This is a genomic window from Castellaniella sp. (assembly GCF_004321985.1).
Taxonomy (GTDB): Bacteria; Pseudomonadota; Gammaproteobacteria; order Burkholderiales; family Burkholderiaceae_B; genus Castellaniella.
On the sequence record NZ_SCQN01000035.1, the window covers coordinates 33,405 to 47,829 of the forward strand.

General features: G+C 63.3%; 13 protein-coding genes and 1 pseudogene. 1 reads left to right on the forward strand and 13 read right to left on the reverse strand.

Features of this window, described 5'->3' with window-relative positions:
- Positions 1 to 45: 45 nt before the first annotated feature.
- The 13 genes and pseudogenes from EPN31_RS16695 to EPN31_RS07360 form a co-directional block, all read right to left on the reverse strand.
- Positions 46 to 1,134 (reverse strand): annotated as a pseudogene (locus EPN31_RS16695) (glycosyltransferase); the annotation flags it as partial.
- Positions 1,131 to 2,297 (reverse strand): glycosyltransferase family 4 protein, encoded by a 1,167-nt coding sequence (locus tag EPN31_RS07305; protein WP_291771285.1) that lies wholly within the window; start codon positions 2,295 to 2,297, stop codon positions 1,131 to 1,133. The gene EPN31_RS07305 and the pseudogene EPN31_RS16695, both read right to left, overlap by 4 nt.
- 1 nt (position 2,298) lies before the next feature.
- The gene (locus EPN31_RS07310; RefSeq protein ID WP_291771396.1) at positions 2,299 to 3,399 is read right to left on the reverse strand and encodes a glycosyltransferase family 4 protein; all 1,101 of its coding nucleotides are present in this window, start codon (positions 3,397 to 3,399) and stop codon (positions 2,299 to 2,301) included.
- A gap of 36 nt (positions 3,400 to 3,435) precedes the next feature.
- Positions 3,436 to 4,743, reverse strand: coding sequence for a murein biosynthesis integral membrane protein MurJ (gene murJ / locus EPN31_RS07315; protein WP_291771398.1), 1,308 nt, complete (start codon positions 4,741 to 4,743; stop codon positions 3,436 to 3,438).
- 87 nt (positions 4,744 to 4,830) lie between these two features.
- Positions 4,831 to 5,856: an SDR family oxidoreductase gene (locus tag EPN31_RS07320; protein WP_291771288.1), complete on the reverse strand. Its 1,026-nt coding sequence runs from the start codon at positions 5,854 to 5,856 to the stop codon at positions 4,831 to 4,833.
- 8 nt (positions 5,857 to 5,864) lie between these two features.
- The gene (gene tviB / locus EPN31_RS07325; RefSeq protein ID WP_291771291.1) at positions 5,865 to 7,139 is read right to left on the reverse strand and encodes a Vi polysaccharide biosynthesis UDP-N-acetylglucosamine C-6 dehydrogenase TviB; all 1,275 of its coding nucleotides are present in this window, start codon (positions 7,137 to 7,139) and stop codon (positions 5,865 to 5,867) included.
- A gap of 58 nt (positions 7,140 to 7,197) precedes the next feature.
- Positions 7,198 to 8,313, reverse strand: coding sequence for a glycosyltransferase (locus EPN31_RS07330; RefSeq protein WP_291771401.1), 1,116 nt, complete (start codon positions 8,311 to 8,313; stop codon positions 7,198 to 7,200).
- Between the two features lie 521 nt (positions 8,314 to 8,834).
- The gene (coq7, locus tag EPN31_RS07335) at positions 8,835 to 9,563 is read right to left on the reverse strand and encodes a 2-polyprenyl-3-methyl-6-methoxy-1,4-benzoquinone monooxygenase (RefSeq protein ID WP_291771293.1); all 729 of its coding nucleotides are present in this window, start codon (positions 9,561 to 9,563) and stop codon (positions 8,835 to 8,837) included.
- Between the two features lie 11 nt (positions 9,564 to 9,574).
- Positions 9,575 to 10,192 (reverse strand): hypothetical protein, encoded by a 618-nt coding sequence (locus tag EPN31_RS07340; protein WP_291771297.1) that lies wholly within the window; start codon positions 10,190 to 10,192, stop codon positions 9,575 to 9,577.
- Positions 10,189 to 10,869, reverse strand: a complete 681-nt coding sequence (locus EPN31_RS07345) for an SCO family protein (RefSeq protein WP_291771300.1) — start codon at positions 10,867 to 10,869, stop codon at positions 10,189 to 10,191. Before EPN31_RS07345 ends, EPN31_RS07340 begins: the two co-directional genes overlap by 4 nt.
- A 20-nt stretch (positions 10,870 to 10,889) precedes the next feature.
- Positions 10,890 to 11,471 (reverse strand): cytochrome c, encoded by a 582-nt coding sequence (locus EPN31_RS07350; protein ID WP_291771303.1) that lies wholly within the window; start codon positions 11,469 to 11,471, stop codon positions 10,890 to 10,892.
- On the reverse strand, positions 11,468 to 12,118 hold the full coding sequence (locus EPN31_RS07355) for a cbb3-type cytochrome c oxidase subunit II (RefSeq protein ID WP_291771306.1): 651 nt from the start codon (positions 12,116 to 12,118) through the stop codon (positions 11,468 to 11,470). The genes EPN31_RS07350 and EPN31_RS07355 overlap by 4 nt, the downstream gene beginning before the upstream one ends.
- 5 nt (positions 12,119 to 12,123) lie before the next feature.
- Positions 12,124 to 13,794, reverse strand: a complete 1,671-nt coding sequence (locus tag EPN31_RS07360) for a cbb3-type cytochrome c oxidase subunit I (protein WP_291771309.1) — start codon at positions 13,792 to 13,794, stop codon at positions 12,124 to 12,126.
- Positions 13,795 to 14,000: 206 nt separating this feature from the next.
- On the opposite strand from EPN31_RS07360, the gene EPN31_RS07365 reads away from it, so the two are divergent.
- Positions 14,001 to 14,423, forward strand: a complete 423-nt coding sequence (locus tag EPN31_RS07365; protein WP_291771312.1) for an OsmC family protein — start codon at positions 14,001 to 14,003, stop codon at positions 14,421 to 14,423.
- Positions 14,424 to 14,425: the final 2 nt, after the last annotated feature.

Sequence of the window (14,425 nt, forward strand, 5' to 3'; positions counted from 1 at the left end):
CGAAGCACGCGCCGCTTCGGACAAGGACGCCCACTCGGGGCCCTTCGCAGCTGCAATGGCTTGCTCGATGGCCCCCGCCAGGGCTGCGGCATCCTGGACAGGCGCCACCCAGCCGTGACCGGCGACGATATCGGCGGCATCCCCCGCATCGGTAACGGCGCATGCCACGCCCGAAGCCATGGCCTCGGACACCACATTCGGGAAGCCTTCCGCCTTGCTCGAGAGCACATGCACATCCAGCGCCCGCATCAGGGACGGCACGTCGTCACGCCGGCCGAGAAAGATCAGGTGATCCAGCAGCCCGTAGTGACGGGCCAGTTCGATGAGCGACGCATTGTCGCGGGACATTCCCAGGCCGATCAGCACACACCGAAGGGCCGGATAGCGCCGGACCACCAATCCCACCGCCGCGAGCAGATTGGCGTGATCCTTCTGTGGGTTCCAGCGGGCCACACTGCCCAGCAGCACGGTGTCGTGCGCAACCCCCCACTGGCTACGCCAGCGGGCACCGTCATCCGCATCAGGATGCCAGACCGACAGATCATAGCCATTGGGCACCACCAGCATGCGATCTGCACGGTAGCCCCAGCCCTGATGCACCTCGGCCGCCCGGCGTGCGCACGCCACGATGACGCCCGGCAGCCAGCCCGAGAGACGGGCACAGATCCACGCCGTGATGCGCGAAGAACGGCTGCTTTCGGCCAGACTCACCCCCGAATTGCGAATCCCCCAGGCCACGGCCCGAATGCCGGCAAGACGGGCGACCAGCCCCCCGAGCAGATCGGCGTGATACATCCACGTCTGCACCACATCAGGCTGCCGCTCGCGCAGAATCCAGAACAATCGCCACAGACCGCGCAGCACCCCCCACACACCCTGCATGTCCAGGGTCAGCACTTCCACGCCTTCCTGTCGCAGCGTCGGCCCCATCACCCCCTCGCCGCCCATCGAGATCACGGTGTGCCGCACGGAAGTCCCGGGCGCCGTCACCAGCCTGTGCAGCACCGTTTCCGCCCCGCCATGCAGCAGGCCGGAGATGACGTGGACCACATACAGCGAAGAACCATCCGGGGTGGCCTCCTCGTGTTGGCATTCCGGGTCCGAAAGGTCGCCTTGAATGCGGTCTGCGGTCATGATGTCCTTTGTGTGCGTTCGGGTCCGCCGGCAGCGGACTCCCGCATTGTATCGGCCGGGCCGCCCGTTTCGCCGCTCCAGGCCGCATCCCAGGCTTCCAGGATGGCAGTCTGCCCATACCGGGTGCGCACCGAAGCGGCAGCAGCCAACCCGCTGGCAAGCCGTGCCTGAGGCGTTGCCTGCATGAGCGCGCTCAGCGCGCGGGCCATGGCGGGATCGTCGTCCAGGGGAACCAGCGCCGCATCTTGGCCTCCACGCGTCAATTCGGCCGGACCGCTAGGACAGTCCGTACTCACGCACGGCAGTCCCAGCGCCATGGCTTCCAGAAGGGCATTCGGGAACCCTTCTACCCTGGAGCTGAGCACAAACCCATGCGCAGCGACGAGGTTCTCCCACGGCCTGTGGCTGAACCCCGGCAGATGGATGCGGTCTTCCAGCCCCAACGCTCCGACCCGCTGGCGGTACGGCTCGCGCTGCGGACCGTCCCCCCAGATCCACAGATCCCAGTCAGGGAACTGTTCGGCAAGACCCGCGAAGACCTCAATCAGGCGATCGAACTGCTTGGCCGGATCAAAGCGCCCCAGCGCGGCCAGGACGAAGCGCCCAGTCTGGGGCTCGGCGGTGCGCACCGCCGGCAAGCCGTCCGGCAACGGATTCGGAATCACGGCGATACGCCGAACCCCAGGGGCCACCTGCTGCAAATGCGGCACACTCTGCTGCGTTTGAACCACCACACAACGGGCCCAGGGATAGGTCAGGCGACGCAGCCAGCGCAGCGGGCGCTCCAGGAGAATCGCGCCATGGGCCGGGTCGGTCCGTTCGGAGACCACGACCGGCAACCCCGTTCCGAACAACGCGAGCAACGCAGTGACATTGACATTGGTGAGAAACGACACTACCCGGTCCGGGCGCAGTTCGCCGGCCAAGGCGCGCAAGGCGAGCAGCTTGCTCACCGGCCGCAACCAGGCTGGGCCCCGTACCCGGTCCGCCAGCCAGAGCAGCCGGACGCCAGGGTCCAGTTGCTGGTCGCAGCGCCCGCGCCCGGAATAGCAACTCACCAGAGTCACCTCGTCGCCACGCCGCGTCCAGGCGCTGGCCAGCGTCGCCGCCACGCGCTCAGCGCCGCCGCCGTGCATGGAACTGACCAGAAACAGGATGCGCATCTCAATTCACCCGGTTACCGCGAAAGACCTGGTCCCATAGCGCCATGACCCGCGCCGTACTGAAACGATCCCGCACGTCCACAGCCCGGCCCGCATAGCGGGCGCGCAGGGCTGGATCCACCATCAACTCGGACAGGCGGGCCGCCAGCGCGTCGGGATCTTGAACGGGCCGCACCAGTATTCCGTCGATGCCGCTGCGGATGATCTCGCGCGGCCCCGTCTCACAATCGAAGGCCACGCAGGGCAGGCCGCTGGCCATGGCCTCCAGCAGCGTGTTGGACAGACCCTCGGCGACAGAACTGAGCACATAGAGGTCCGACGCCTGGTACCAGGCTCCCACATTGCCGACTCGCCCCGGCAGGCTGACGCGCCCCTGCAGCCCGAGTTCCTCGCACAAGGCCTCGAGCGCCGCTCGCTCGCCGCCTTCGCCCAGAATGGTCAGATCCCAATTCGGAAAGAACGCTGCCAGCGATGCAAAGGCCCGCACCAGGCAGGCAAAGCCTTTCACGCCGTGCAGGCGGCCCACGGCCAGCAGGCGCAGCCTCCCTGGGACTCTGTCGGCCGGCACAACGGGATCACCGTCTTCGAGTGGCCAATGCACGGCATTCGGGATGACCTGGGCCTGCACGCCCGGCACGTTGAGGTCCAGCCACTGTGCCGTACCGTGCGTGAGTGCGATCACCGCATCGGCACGGGGGTAGGCCCAGCGCCGCAGGCGCTGCCACAGCGGTGGAAGCGTCTGGATCGGAGGATGGGTGTGCTCGGTGACAATGACGCGGCACCGTCCTCGGGCGGCGACTACGGCCAGGATGGAGCTGCGCGTCATCATCCCCAGCACCACCGTCGGGCGGTGCTTGCGCACCAGCCGGCGTAGCGCCAGTATCCGGCGAAGGTTGCCCCACAGCGCACGCAACCCGCCGCCCGTGTCTTCCGCCAGGCGCAACGCGTACCGCGCAACGCCATCGGGCAGGCGATAGGCATCGCCCGATGCATCGGTCTGAGTCACCACGGAAACCTGGCAGCCGCGCGCCTGCCAGTAACCAGCCATATCCACAGCCACCCTTTCGGCGCCGCCGCCCTGCAGGGAATGAATCACGATCATCAGATGCGACCGATCCCGGGTCTTGTCCACTTTTTCCTACTCCGTCCGGCTCGCTGCACCGGGGCGCCGCTTCAGGGCCAGCCCCAGATAACACCCATACGACATGGCATACATGATACTGGTGGCCAACATGATGCCGGCGACACCCATGGACGGCGCCAGCACCGTGTTCATCCATGCCTTGATGAGAAAATTCACGACCGCGATGGTCGCCATCCAGCCGTAGCGATTCTGGCTGGCCAGCAGTTGCACCAGAATCAGCACACCGAAATAGAACGGGACCTGCAGCAACCCCCAGCGCAGGACATGGGCTACGAGCGCCGTATCCTGCGCCGTGAAGGCGCCACGTTCAAAGAGCACCGACACACCCCATGGCGCCAGCCACCATCCCAACGCCACGACCGCGGCGCCGATCAGCAACATGACGACCGACCATTTCAGCGCCATCGTCCTGGCATAAGCGGCGTCCCCGCGCGCCTGAACGTCCGAAAGGACCGGCAAGGCCGCGCGCCCGACCGAAGCTGCTCCAAGGCCAATCAGCAACGACAAAAGCCGCGCCGTATAGCCCAGGGTGGCATTGGCATTGTGGCCCAGCCGGGCGGCCGTGTACTGATCGATCGGTCCCACGAAGCTCATCGCCAGTTGGCCCACCAGCATGATGCCGGCCGCTGCTGCCAGGCTCGACCATTGGGGCGCCTGACGACGCAGGCGGGGCCGTATGGGCATCGCGTCCGCTCGTCCGGCCAGCCACTGCACCAGCAGAGCCTGCAGCGCGTACCCGAGCAACGTGCCCCACAGAAGTGGCAGCACGCCCGCACCCGGCGAGGCGAACAGCACCCACACCATGATCATCAGGGCCGGCACGCTATCGAGCAGTGTATTGATGTGCCGCTCGTGCGCCCGCAGGCGGGCCGCGCTCAGGCCCGTCCAGACCGTGAAGAGCGCGGCGGGGGCAAAGGCGAGGATCAGCACCAGACTCATGTCGTGCACGTCCGGGGAAAGCCCCTGACCTGCCACCTGCAGCACGACTGGCCAGCCAATCGCCAGCAGCAACGCAATCACAATCCCCAGGAGCCAGGACCAACCCTGCAGTTCACCCAGGAACCGTCCATGCAGTTGGCGATCGCCATGGCGGCTACGCACCAGCACCGGGATCAGCACGACCGAACACGAGCCCACCAGCGTCAACGGCAGCCAGTTGGCCAGCGTCAGCGTGAACTGGTAGGCGTCGACCACGTCACTGACGCCGTAGCGGTAGGCGACCGCCATCTCCTTGAATGCGCCAACCGCCTTGCCCATGAGCAGGAAGAACGCCACACGGGCCGCTCCTTGGGCAATCCGCATGTGATCGGCCGGCAGCCTGCCGTACCAGCCCTTCAGGCGCGCGAACACGGGGCACTCCCAGTCATGACGGTGACCGCGCCCCGTACTTCATCGCAGAAACTGCGTGTACCAGGGCATGGCAACTTCCAGCCCCTGCAGGATGTCATAGAGCGGCTCATAGCCCAGCAGATGCCGGGCCTTGGAGACATCGGCCTGAGAATGGCGCACATCGCCCGCCCGAAAATCACCGTGGCGCGGCTCGTGCGTGTAACCAATGCCGTTGTGCCCCAGAACGTCACGCAGATGACCGAACAGCTGATTTAGCGAAGTGCGTGCATTGAAGGCGACGTTATAGACCTGGTTCACGCCCTCTGGCCCCGCCTGAGACGCCAGCAGATTGGCCTGAACCACGTTTTCGATGAACGTAAAGTCCCGGCTGGTCTCGCCGTCGCCATTGATGATGACTTCCTGGTCGCGAATCATGGACGAGACCCATTTCGGAATCACGGCCGCGTAGGCACCATCCGGATCCTGCCGTTTGCCGAAGACGTTGAAGTAGCGTAGCCCGATGGTCTGGAACCCATACGCGCGCGCAAATACGTCGGCATAGAGTTCATTGACGTATTTGGTGATCGCGTAGGGCGACAAAGGTTTGCCAATCTGGTCCTCGACCTTGGGCAAACCGGGATGATCTCCATATGTGGAACTGGACGCCGCATACACGAAGGACTGCACCTTCGCGTCGCGCGCCGCCACCAGCATGTTGAGCTGTCCGCCGACATTCACGGCGTTGGTGGTGATCGGGTCATTCAGCGAGCGCGGTACGGAGCCCAGCGCGGCCTCGTGCAGCACATGCTGCACGCCCTCCACCGCCCGCCGGCAGGTATCCAGGTCACGGATATCGCCCTCGATGAAACGAAATCGCGCCCATTGCTGCGGCGTGACCAGGGACTGAACCTCGTCCAGATTGTGCTGGTAGCCGGTTGAAAAATTGTCCAACCCCACCACCGTCTGGTCCAGGGACAGCAGGGTTTCCAGCAGATTCGAACCGATGAAACCGGCACAGCCCGTCACCAGCCAAGTGCGCGGCTTGGCCTGGAGCTCCGCGCGAACCGCGTCATAACGTGTCGTCATCCCCAGCCTCACAGACGCAGATCAGACTCGCCGCGGGCGAGAATGTATTTGAGGTCGTAGAGCACGTGCTCGGGCTTGCCCAGCGCCCGCAGCGCCGCCGCCCCCATCTCGGCGAACTGGTGGTGCGCAACCGCCACGATGACGCCGTCATAGGCTGCGGGTTCGGGCTTCGCAATCGGCGTGATGCCATACTCGTGCTTGGCCTCCGCAGGATCGACCCACGGATCGTAGACATCGACCCGGATGTTGTATTCACCTAGTTCGCGCACGATGTCCACCACGCGCGTATTGCGCAGATCCGGGCAGTTTTCCTTGAAGGTCAGACCCATCACCAGGACATGCGAATCCTGGACCTGAATGCGGCGCTTGGTCATCATCTTCACGAGCTGCGCCACCACGTAGGTGCCCATGGAGTCGTTCAGCCGCCGTCCCGCCAGGATGATTTCCGGGTGATAGCCGATAGCCTCTGCCTTGTGGGTCAGATAATAAGGATCGACGCCGATGCAGTGCCCACCGACCAGGCCCGGGCGGAACGGCAGGAAGTTCCACTTGGTGCCGGCGGCCTCGAGCACGTCCAGCGTGTCGATGCCCATGCGGTTGAAGATCAGTGCAAGCTCGTTGATGAGCGCGATGTTCACGTCGCGCTGGGTGTTCTCGATGACCTTTGCGGCCTCGGCCACCTTGATCGACGAGGCCTTGTGGGTCCCGGCCTTGATGATCTGCCGATAGAGCGTATCCACGAGTTCGGCCACTTCCGGTGTAGAGCCCGAGGTGACTTTGCGGATCGACGATACCCGGTGCTGCTTGTCGCCCGGATTGATGCGCTCGGGGCTATAGCCTGCATAGAAATCCACGTTGAATTTCAGCCCCGACACCCGTTCCAGCACCGGAACGCAGACTTCCTCGGTCGCACCCGGATAGACCGTGGACTCGTAAATCACGGTATCGCCGCGCTTGAGAATCCGGCCGATGAGCTCGCTGGCACGTTCCAGCGGCGTGAGGTCCGGCTGCTTGTACTCGTCGATCGGCGTGGGCACAGTCACAATGAAGACGTTGGCCGAAGCCAGTTCAGCCGGATCATTGGAAAACCGCAGATGCCCGGCCTCACTCAGTTCCTGGCTACTGACTTCCAGCGTGTGATCCCGCCCCACGCGCAGTTCGTCGATGCGGCGCGCGTTGATGTCAAAACCCAGAACCGGCCGCTGCTTGCCGAATTCCACGGCGAGCGGCAGGCCCACATACCCCAGGCCCACCACGGCCAGCTTGACGTCCTGAATGTCCAATTTGATTCTCCCCGGCTCATGCGCCGTGTTGTGCAGAATGAATAGTAACGATGCCGCCTCAATGGTGCCGTCCGCTCCGACCCAGAGACGGCAGCAGCAGCCAGCGGGGTCGGCGCCACTTGACCAGGCGTATATACAGCCAGATGTACACCGCAGCGAAGCACAGCATGCTGGCGCACAGGGCCCAGGCGTTGTCCCACCAGAGCGTTGCCGGCACCAGCCCGATCAAAGCCAGCACCCAAAGGTAGGGAGAGGTCATGGCGTTGCACAGCGCAGGCAGCGCATGGCGCCGGTCCCGGCTGAAGGTGACACGCACCAGCCGGCGGAAAACAAGTTGATGCAGGTGCAGGGCATCGGGCTGATCGACCGGCACGCCGCGCTTGAACTTGCGCCGCCAGATCGAGAACAGCGTCTCGAACACCGGGTAGAACAACACAGCCAGCGCGTAGAAAGGCGACACGCTAGGATTGCGCACGACCAGCTGCACGGCAAGTTCCGCCAGCATGAAACCCAGAAAGTACGCCCCGCCATCCCCAAGAAAGACGCGGCCAAATGGGAAATTCCAGACCAGGAAGCCGAGCGCGGCTGACGCCAGCGCTGTCGCGATCAAAAAGATGGGGGTGTCCTGGACTTGGAGCGCGACCAGTGCCAGCGACACCGCCATCAGCGTGGCGATCATCCCGGCGAGCCCGTTCATGCCGTCGATGATGTTCAAGGCGTGTGTGCAGCCGCCAACCGCCACGACCGTGAACACCAGTGAGATGATCGGCCAGTTCGACAGCAGTGTATCCGCCCAGGACAGGCCCACGCGGGACACCCCGCCCAGCAGCCACCAGGCAATGCCCGCCGATATGAAGGCGGCCAGCAGGCGTTTGCCCGCGCCGACGTCCTTGGTGATGTCTTCGAGCAGACCCGACACGAACACCGGCAAGGCCGCCACGAACAGCGCTGGCCACAGCCAGGTCAGCGTCATGTTGTGTGGCCCCAGCACCAGCAATCCCGCCAGACTGCCCGCCACCACGGCCAGACCACCCACACGCGGGGTGGGCTTTTTGTGCATGGCCTGGGGCTTATGCAGGTCCGTATCATCGGTGAAGCGGCCGTGCCAGCGTTCTGAAGCAACGATCAGCCCCCCTACCATGAAGGCCACGATACCAATGATCGGCCAGCTCAGTGAGGCGGACAGGTTGGAGGCGTTCAATTCAATCACGGAAAATGAGGAAAAACCCTATTATCGGACGGATTGTCACACATGCGGGTCCGGCTAAAGGATCAGATGCAACAAAAACATCGCACAGGCTTCGGCCAAACTTCGGCCATCTACCCAAAATTGGATAAAAAAAAGCCCAAGATCCGAAGATCCTGGGCTAAATCCACCAAAGGAGGAGGGTGGAGGAGACAACCGGGGCATGTCGGGCTGCCAGGACCTGAGGTCCGAGCCATCCGTGACTACGGGTTTTCCCGCTGCAATCACGTCTCGACATCCAATAAGCAAATTATATAGAACGGGTTTGTTGCGACGCAAGATCTATTTGTTGTCAATAGATATCAGCCTTAGTTTCGTTGCATGACGACAACAACCCAGGGAAAACGTTATCTTTAGGGGCGATTCCCTCACCCACCCTACCGCGCAGGCCGTCCGGACAGATTCCTTCTTGAGATATCGTTACAACTCAACAGCAGCCGCCAACCGCACTAAAGGCGATAAGCGGTGGTGGTCATGACTCGCGACATACAGCGCATCGCCAGCCGGACGGGCGATGGCAAGGGTACAGCGCCATGCCGCTCTGCCGTCGTCCGGTGACCGATCTCGTCATCTCGCATCTGTGTGACCACCTGGCGCGAACGCAAATCCTGCGCTGGCAACGCCGACAGATGGCCGTTGAGGTGTTCCTCGACCTGCCGCTCCGTCTCTGCCATGAAGCCTAGATTCCGGGCCCTGCCTGCCCGGCTGGCAATCAGTCCAAGTCCGAACGATCCCGCATACCACAGCGGATTCAGCAGACTCGGACGGCTGTGCAGCTCATTCAGCCGCTGGCGGCACCACGCCAGATGATCGACCTCTTCCTCGGCTGCGTGGAGCATCACCTGGCGGGCGGTGGAATCGCGGCACAGCAACGCCTGGCCGCGATAGAGGGCCTGGGCGCAGATCTCGCCCACATGATTCACGCGCATGAGGCCGGCCGCATGCCGCGACTCGGCCTCGGAAAGGGCCGGGTCATCCCCCAGCATGGGGCCTGCGGGATACGGCCGGGCATGCGAGACGGAGCCATCCAACACATTCAACGCCCGCCCAGCCTCTGCCAACAGGCGATCGACCCAGCCGGCGTGCCGCTGCCACGACGGCGATGACGAACCCGAGTGGCTGCTGAAACCTCCTGCGCGGCCACCGGCATCGGCCGTCGCATCATTCGCATGCACCATGATGCCTCCATTCAACGATTCAGAAAACGCCAGATGGGCTTGATCTCCGCCAACAGCCACGCGGACGGCAGAATGATCGCCAGCGCAATCAGCCCCTGGCCCGCCCAGCTTTGATCATCCTGCAAATAAGCGTTGCACAACCGGATCGGCTCATCCATGTACTCAATGCCGACGATAGCGCTCATCCAGCAAAAATTACCCAGGAAAAACAGTTTCACGACGACATTCGACGTCCGCAGCGAGGCCCTCAGGATCCAACCGCAGACTGGAAGGCCAAGATACTTGAACGCCGCCACACGCCAGTCTGCCAGCGCGTCATCCAGCGCCTTGGGAACCATCCAGCAGGCGCCGATCAGGCTGACGAACAGCAGGCCCGGAATACCGTGGGCATTCCAGGCCCAGCGCATCCGCCCCCCGGTAGAGGGGTACCCGCTCCGCCCCGCAGCGCCCGCGTGAAAGCCCCACCAGGCCTGTTCCGCAAACAGGCCGGCCAGTATGAGCAGGGGAATCTGCACCAGCATGTGCAGGCTCATGAGAGCGGTCAACGGAGCACGCAAACCCAGCGCCAAGCCCAGCGCGATCATCGCCAGCAGCAAGGAGAACTTCCAGTCCCGCAGCCCGTCCATCATGAGCCAGGCCCCCCTGCCGCTGGCGAGCGCGGCGCCGCGGCAGGCACTGCAGCAGTTGGTGCACCCACCGCCAGCATCTTCTTCGCAGCCTCGAGCGCCTTGCCAGGTTGATCCAGATCCAGGACGCGGGCAAGCCGGCCGTCGGGCGTGACGATGTGAAACGCGGAGTTGTGTTCGAATTCGCCCAGCGGCGCCGGCACCACCATGATGCCAAACACGTCCAGCGCCGCCTTGCCCTGCGCCGGATCGGCAAACGACAGGAACTGCCAGACGCCCGGGTCCGCGCCCATGCGCTGCGCATAGCGCGCCAGATCGGGCGCCTTGTCACGAGGGTCGAAGCTGATGCTGATCAGCCGGATGCGGTGCTGCAGGCCCTCGGCCGCAATCGCCTGCTGCAACTGCCCGGTCAGCGCCCCCTGCGCCAGACATAGCGCCACGCATCGCGTGTAGAAAAAGTTGACAATGGCGAGACGCCCGTCACGGCGAAGGTCGACATCCAAAGGAAAGGTGTTGCTGGTCGAATCCAGCACCATCGCGTCCGGCAACACGCGCGGGTGAGCAGCCACGCTCTGGCGCCGCGCGCCCTCGGCCGTCAGGACGGTAAAACCCGAGGTCACCGCATATAGCGACCCCAAGCCCGCCATCAAGGCGAATACCAGGGCCAGCACCAACCGCACGACGACGTCCTGGCGGTGCGCTACTTCAACAGAGGACGAAGGTCTTCATCACCCTTCCAGGGGCCCGTTTGGCCCTTGGTCTCCGCCCGGACCTTTGCCACCAGCGCGGCATCGGCGGGTGAAGCGCTGTTGCCGAAGCTGGAGCGCACATGCGTGACCAGGGCGGCGAGTTCCTCGTCGGAGAACTTGTCCTGGAAGTGCGGCATGTCGCCGTTGAACTTCTTGCCCTCGACCGTCAGCGGCCCATGGATCCCGTGCAGCACGATACGCACCATCACGCCAGGATCCTTGGCATCCACGAATTCAGACTTCGACAGCGGCGGGAACACGCCCGGCACACCAGCGCCATTGGCCTGGTGGCAAGCCACGCAGTTGGCCGTGTAGAGCTGGCCGCCATTGGCCGTCTTCGGCACGATGAAATCCTGGGCGACGCGATCGTCCCCGACGGCGGCTGGCATCGGATTGAAGCTGGTATACAGGTGGTAAACCGCCCAGACCAGCAACAAACCGATGACCGTCAGAACCAATTTGGGAACCGGATGGCTCCCCTCGTAGGGCTCCGAGTACTCGCGCTTCTGTTGAACGTTCTTCGGATCGCTCATTTCTTGGCTCCCACAGCAGTCTTGATGCCGTCGGCAGCCGCCTGCTCGGGCGACAGCTGCGGCAGCTGGGCACCCGGATCCACTGGATAGGTATGGTTCAGGCCAATGAGATAGGCGACCAGATCCAGGGCCTCCTGCTTGGCGACCACGACCTTGCCGGCCGGCGCATAACTGGGCGGCAGATTCACGACCTTGTCGCCAGGTGCAGCCTTGTCCTTGAGCTCGAACATGAAGGGGAACGACGGCATGATGCTGCCCGGCGTATAGGCGCGCGGCTCATACAGGTGGCCCAGATTCCAGTCCACGCTGGGCTGGCGGGCGCCGATGTTGAACAGATCCGGACCCGTCCGGCTGGTGCCTAGCAGGTGCGGATGATCGTAGTAATAGTCGCCGGCAACCGGCGCTCGGCCCCAGCCCCGCTCGAAGTCCGGCGCCAGGGACTGGCTGCGCGGCTGTTGCGAATGGCAATAGAGGCAACCCATGGCGATGTAGACCTCACGCCCCCGAAGCTGCTGTTCTGTGTAGGGCTTGAGCCCCGGCGACGGCGGCACATGGTCGAGTTGCATATAGGGCACCACGACCAGTGTGGCTGTGGCCAGCGCGAGGGTGACCATTGCACCACTGAGAAGTTTGTATTCGCTTTCCATGATTTTCAGGCACCTGCAATCGCCTGTTGCTCAGGCTGACGCTGTTTGTGTAACAAGGCGGGACCAACACGGCTTGTGCCATAGCGCAGAGCCATCAGAACGAAGTGCACCGCAAAGACCAGATGACCCAGGGTCATCAGAGCACCGCCGATAGAGCGGCCCTCGAGATACGGAATCGTGACGCGCACGGAATCCATGAAAGGTTTCGTCGGATCCAGCATGTCCAGACCCTGCAGCCAGCCGCCAATGGACAGGCTCACAAAATAGATTCCGAAACCGATCGCGATCAGCCAGAAGTGCACGATGATGAGCCGGGGATGCGGCCATTCCCAAGACATGATGCGCGGCATGACGAAATAGATCGCGCCGAACATGGTGATCGTGAAGAAGGCATACAACCCAAGGTGCGCGTGCGCCACCGTGAAATGGGTGAAGTGAGCCACCCGGCTGACGCTGCGCAGGGCCTCGAAAGAGCCCTCGAAGGAACTCAGGGTGTACATCATGGCGCCCAGCACGATGAAGCGCAGCGTGGGCGAGTAATACATGGTCTTGAAGTGGCCCTTCATCGTGAGGTGCTGATTCACGGAGAACGCCAGCACGGGAATGATCATCATCATGGACTGCACGATGGCCAGCGTGACCAGCCAGTGCGGTACCGGGCCGCCGACCAAGTGGTGGCCGCCGACCTGACCATAGAAGAACGCCAGCGCCCAGAAGCCGATCAGCGACATGTTGTAGGACTGGATCGGGCGGCCGATGATCTTCGGCAGGAAGTAATAGATGGAGCCCAGGGCGATCGGTGTGTAGTACAGGCCCAGCACGTTGTGGCCGAACCACCAGTTCATGGTGGCCTGTTCCACGCCGAAGTGCACCCCGGGAACCTTACCCACCAGATAGAGCACCGGGAACCAGAAAAGCGCGGCGCCCATGTACCAGATCGACACATAGATATGCTGCACGCGGCGATTGCGCAGCGTGAACACCAGCGGCAGCGCAATGAGCGCACCACCCAGGACGATCAGGATGCTGACCTGCCAGGGAACCTCCAGCCATTCCAGGCCATCATTGATGCCGGCCGCGATGGCCCCCAGCCCAGCGATCAGCCCAGCGTTCCAGAGCATGCAGCCCAGCAGCGCAAAGCGGCCGCCGATCAGTGGTGTCTTCAGCAGGCGCGGCAGCGTCCAGATGGCCACGCCGAAGGCTGCCATCGGACACCAGCCATACGCCACCATGTTCAGGTGCAGCGTACGCGTGCGGCCAAAGGTCAGCCAGGCGTACTGCGTCAGGAATTCCGGATTGTGCAGCTTGATCGAACTGATCAGCCCGAAGGTCGACGCCGCCACGAGCCAGACGATGGCACAGGACAGGAAGACGAAACTGACATAAGAAGTGGAACGGTCTGCCTCCAGGCGTTCGCTCAGCTCTTCCTTGAGCTGCTCGGCCAGGGACGGATCGATCACGGCCTTGCCGCTGTCGATCACGACCTGCTGCAGGCCAGCGCGTTGCTCGGGTGTAGCAGAAGGGTCCTCGACGTGACCGATCTCGCCGGTCGAGAAGATGACCTTCGCGGCCTCTGGGTTCTCGTCGAACATGTTTCGACGTAACGACCAGATGAAGACGAACAGTCCGGTCACAGACAGGATGAAAGTCAGGAGTAATACGGTTACGGTATCCACAGCGCTTCCGATATGCAAAGATTGACGCGGAGCCGCGAAAATCGGGCTCAAATAGGCATGGCATTGTAATCTGAGATTTGATTTATGATAAGTCGGATTACCAATTACAATCCTGAAATACCCCATACCAATCAGGGGCAACCCGGTATCCACCGGCAGCCCGCGATAGAACGTAACCAGACTGACTGATCAAGGAATCACGCATCATGGAATGCACCATCGACTGGCAGGGCCCCGAGGGCATGTTGTTCGTGGCCCGCACGGGCAGCGGCCACGTCCTGGCCATGGACGGCAACCCGGCCGGCGGCGGCAACAATCTGGCCGCGCGCCCGATGGAAACAGTTCTGGTGGGCGCTGGCGGCTGCGCTTCCTACGACGTCGTGCTGATCCTCAAGCGTGGCCGACATGCAGTGACCGGCTGCCAGGCCAAGCTGACTGCCGAACGTGCCGAGACTGACCCCAAGGTCTTCACCCAGATCCACTACGCATTCAAGGTCACCGGCCATGGATTGCCGCGGGATGCAGTGGAGCGTGCCGTGGAACTCTCACACACCAAATACTGCTCGGCCATCGGCATGTTGGAAAAGACCGCGAAGATCACCTTCTCGGTCGACATCGTCGAAGCCTGACC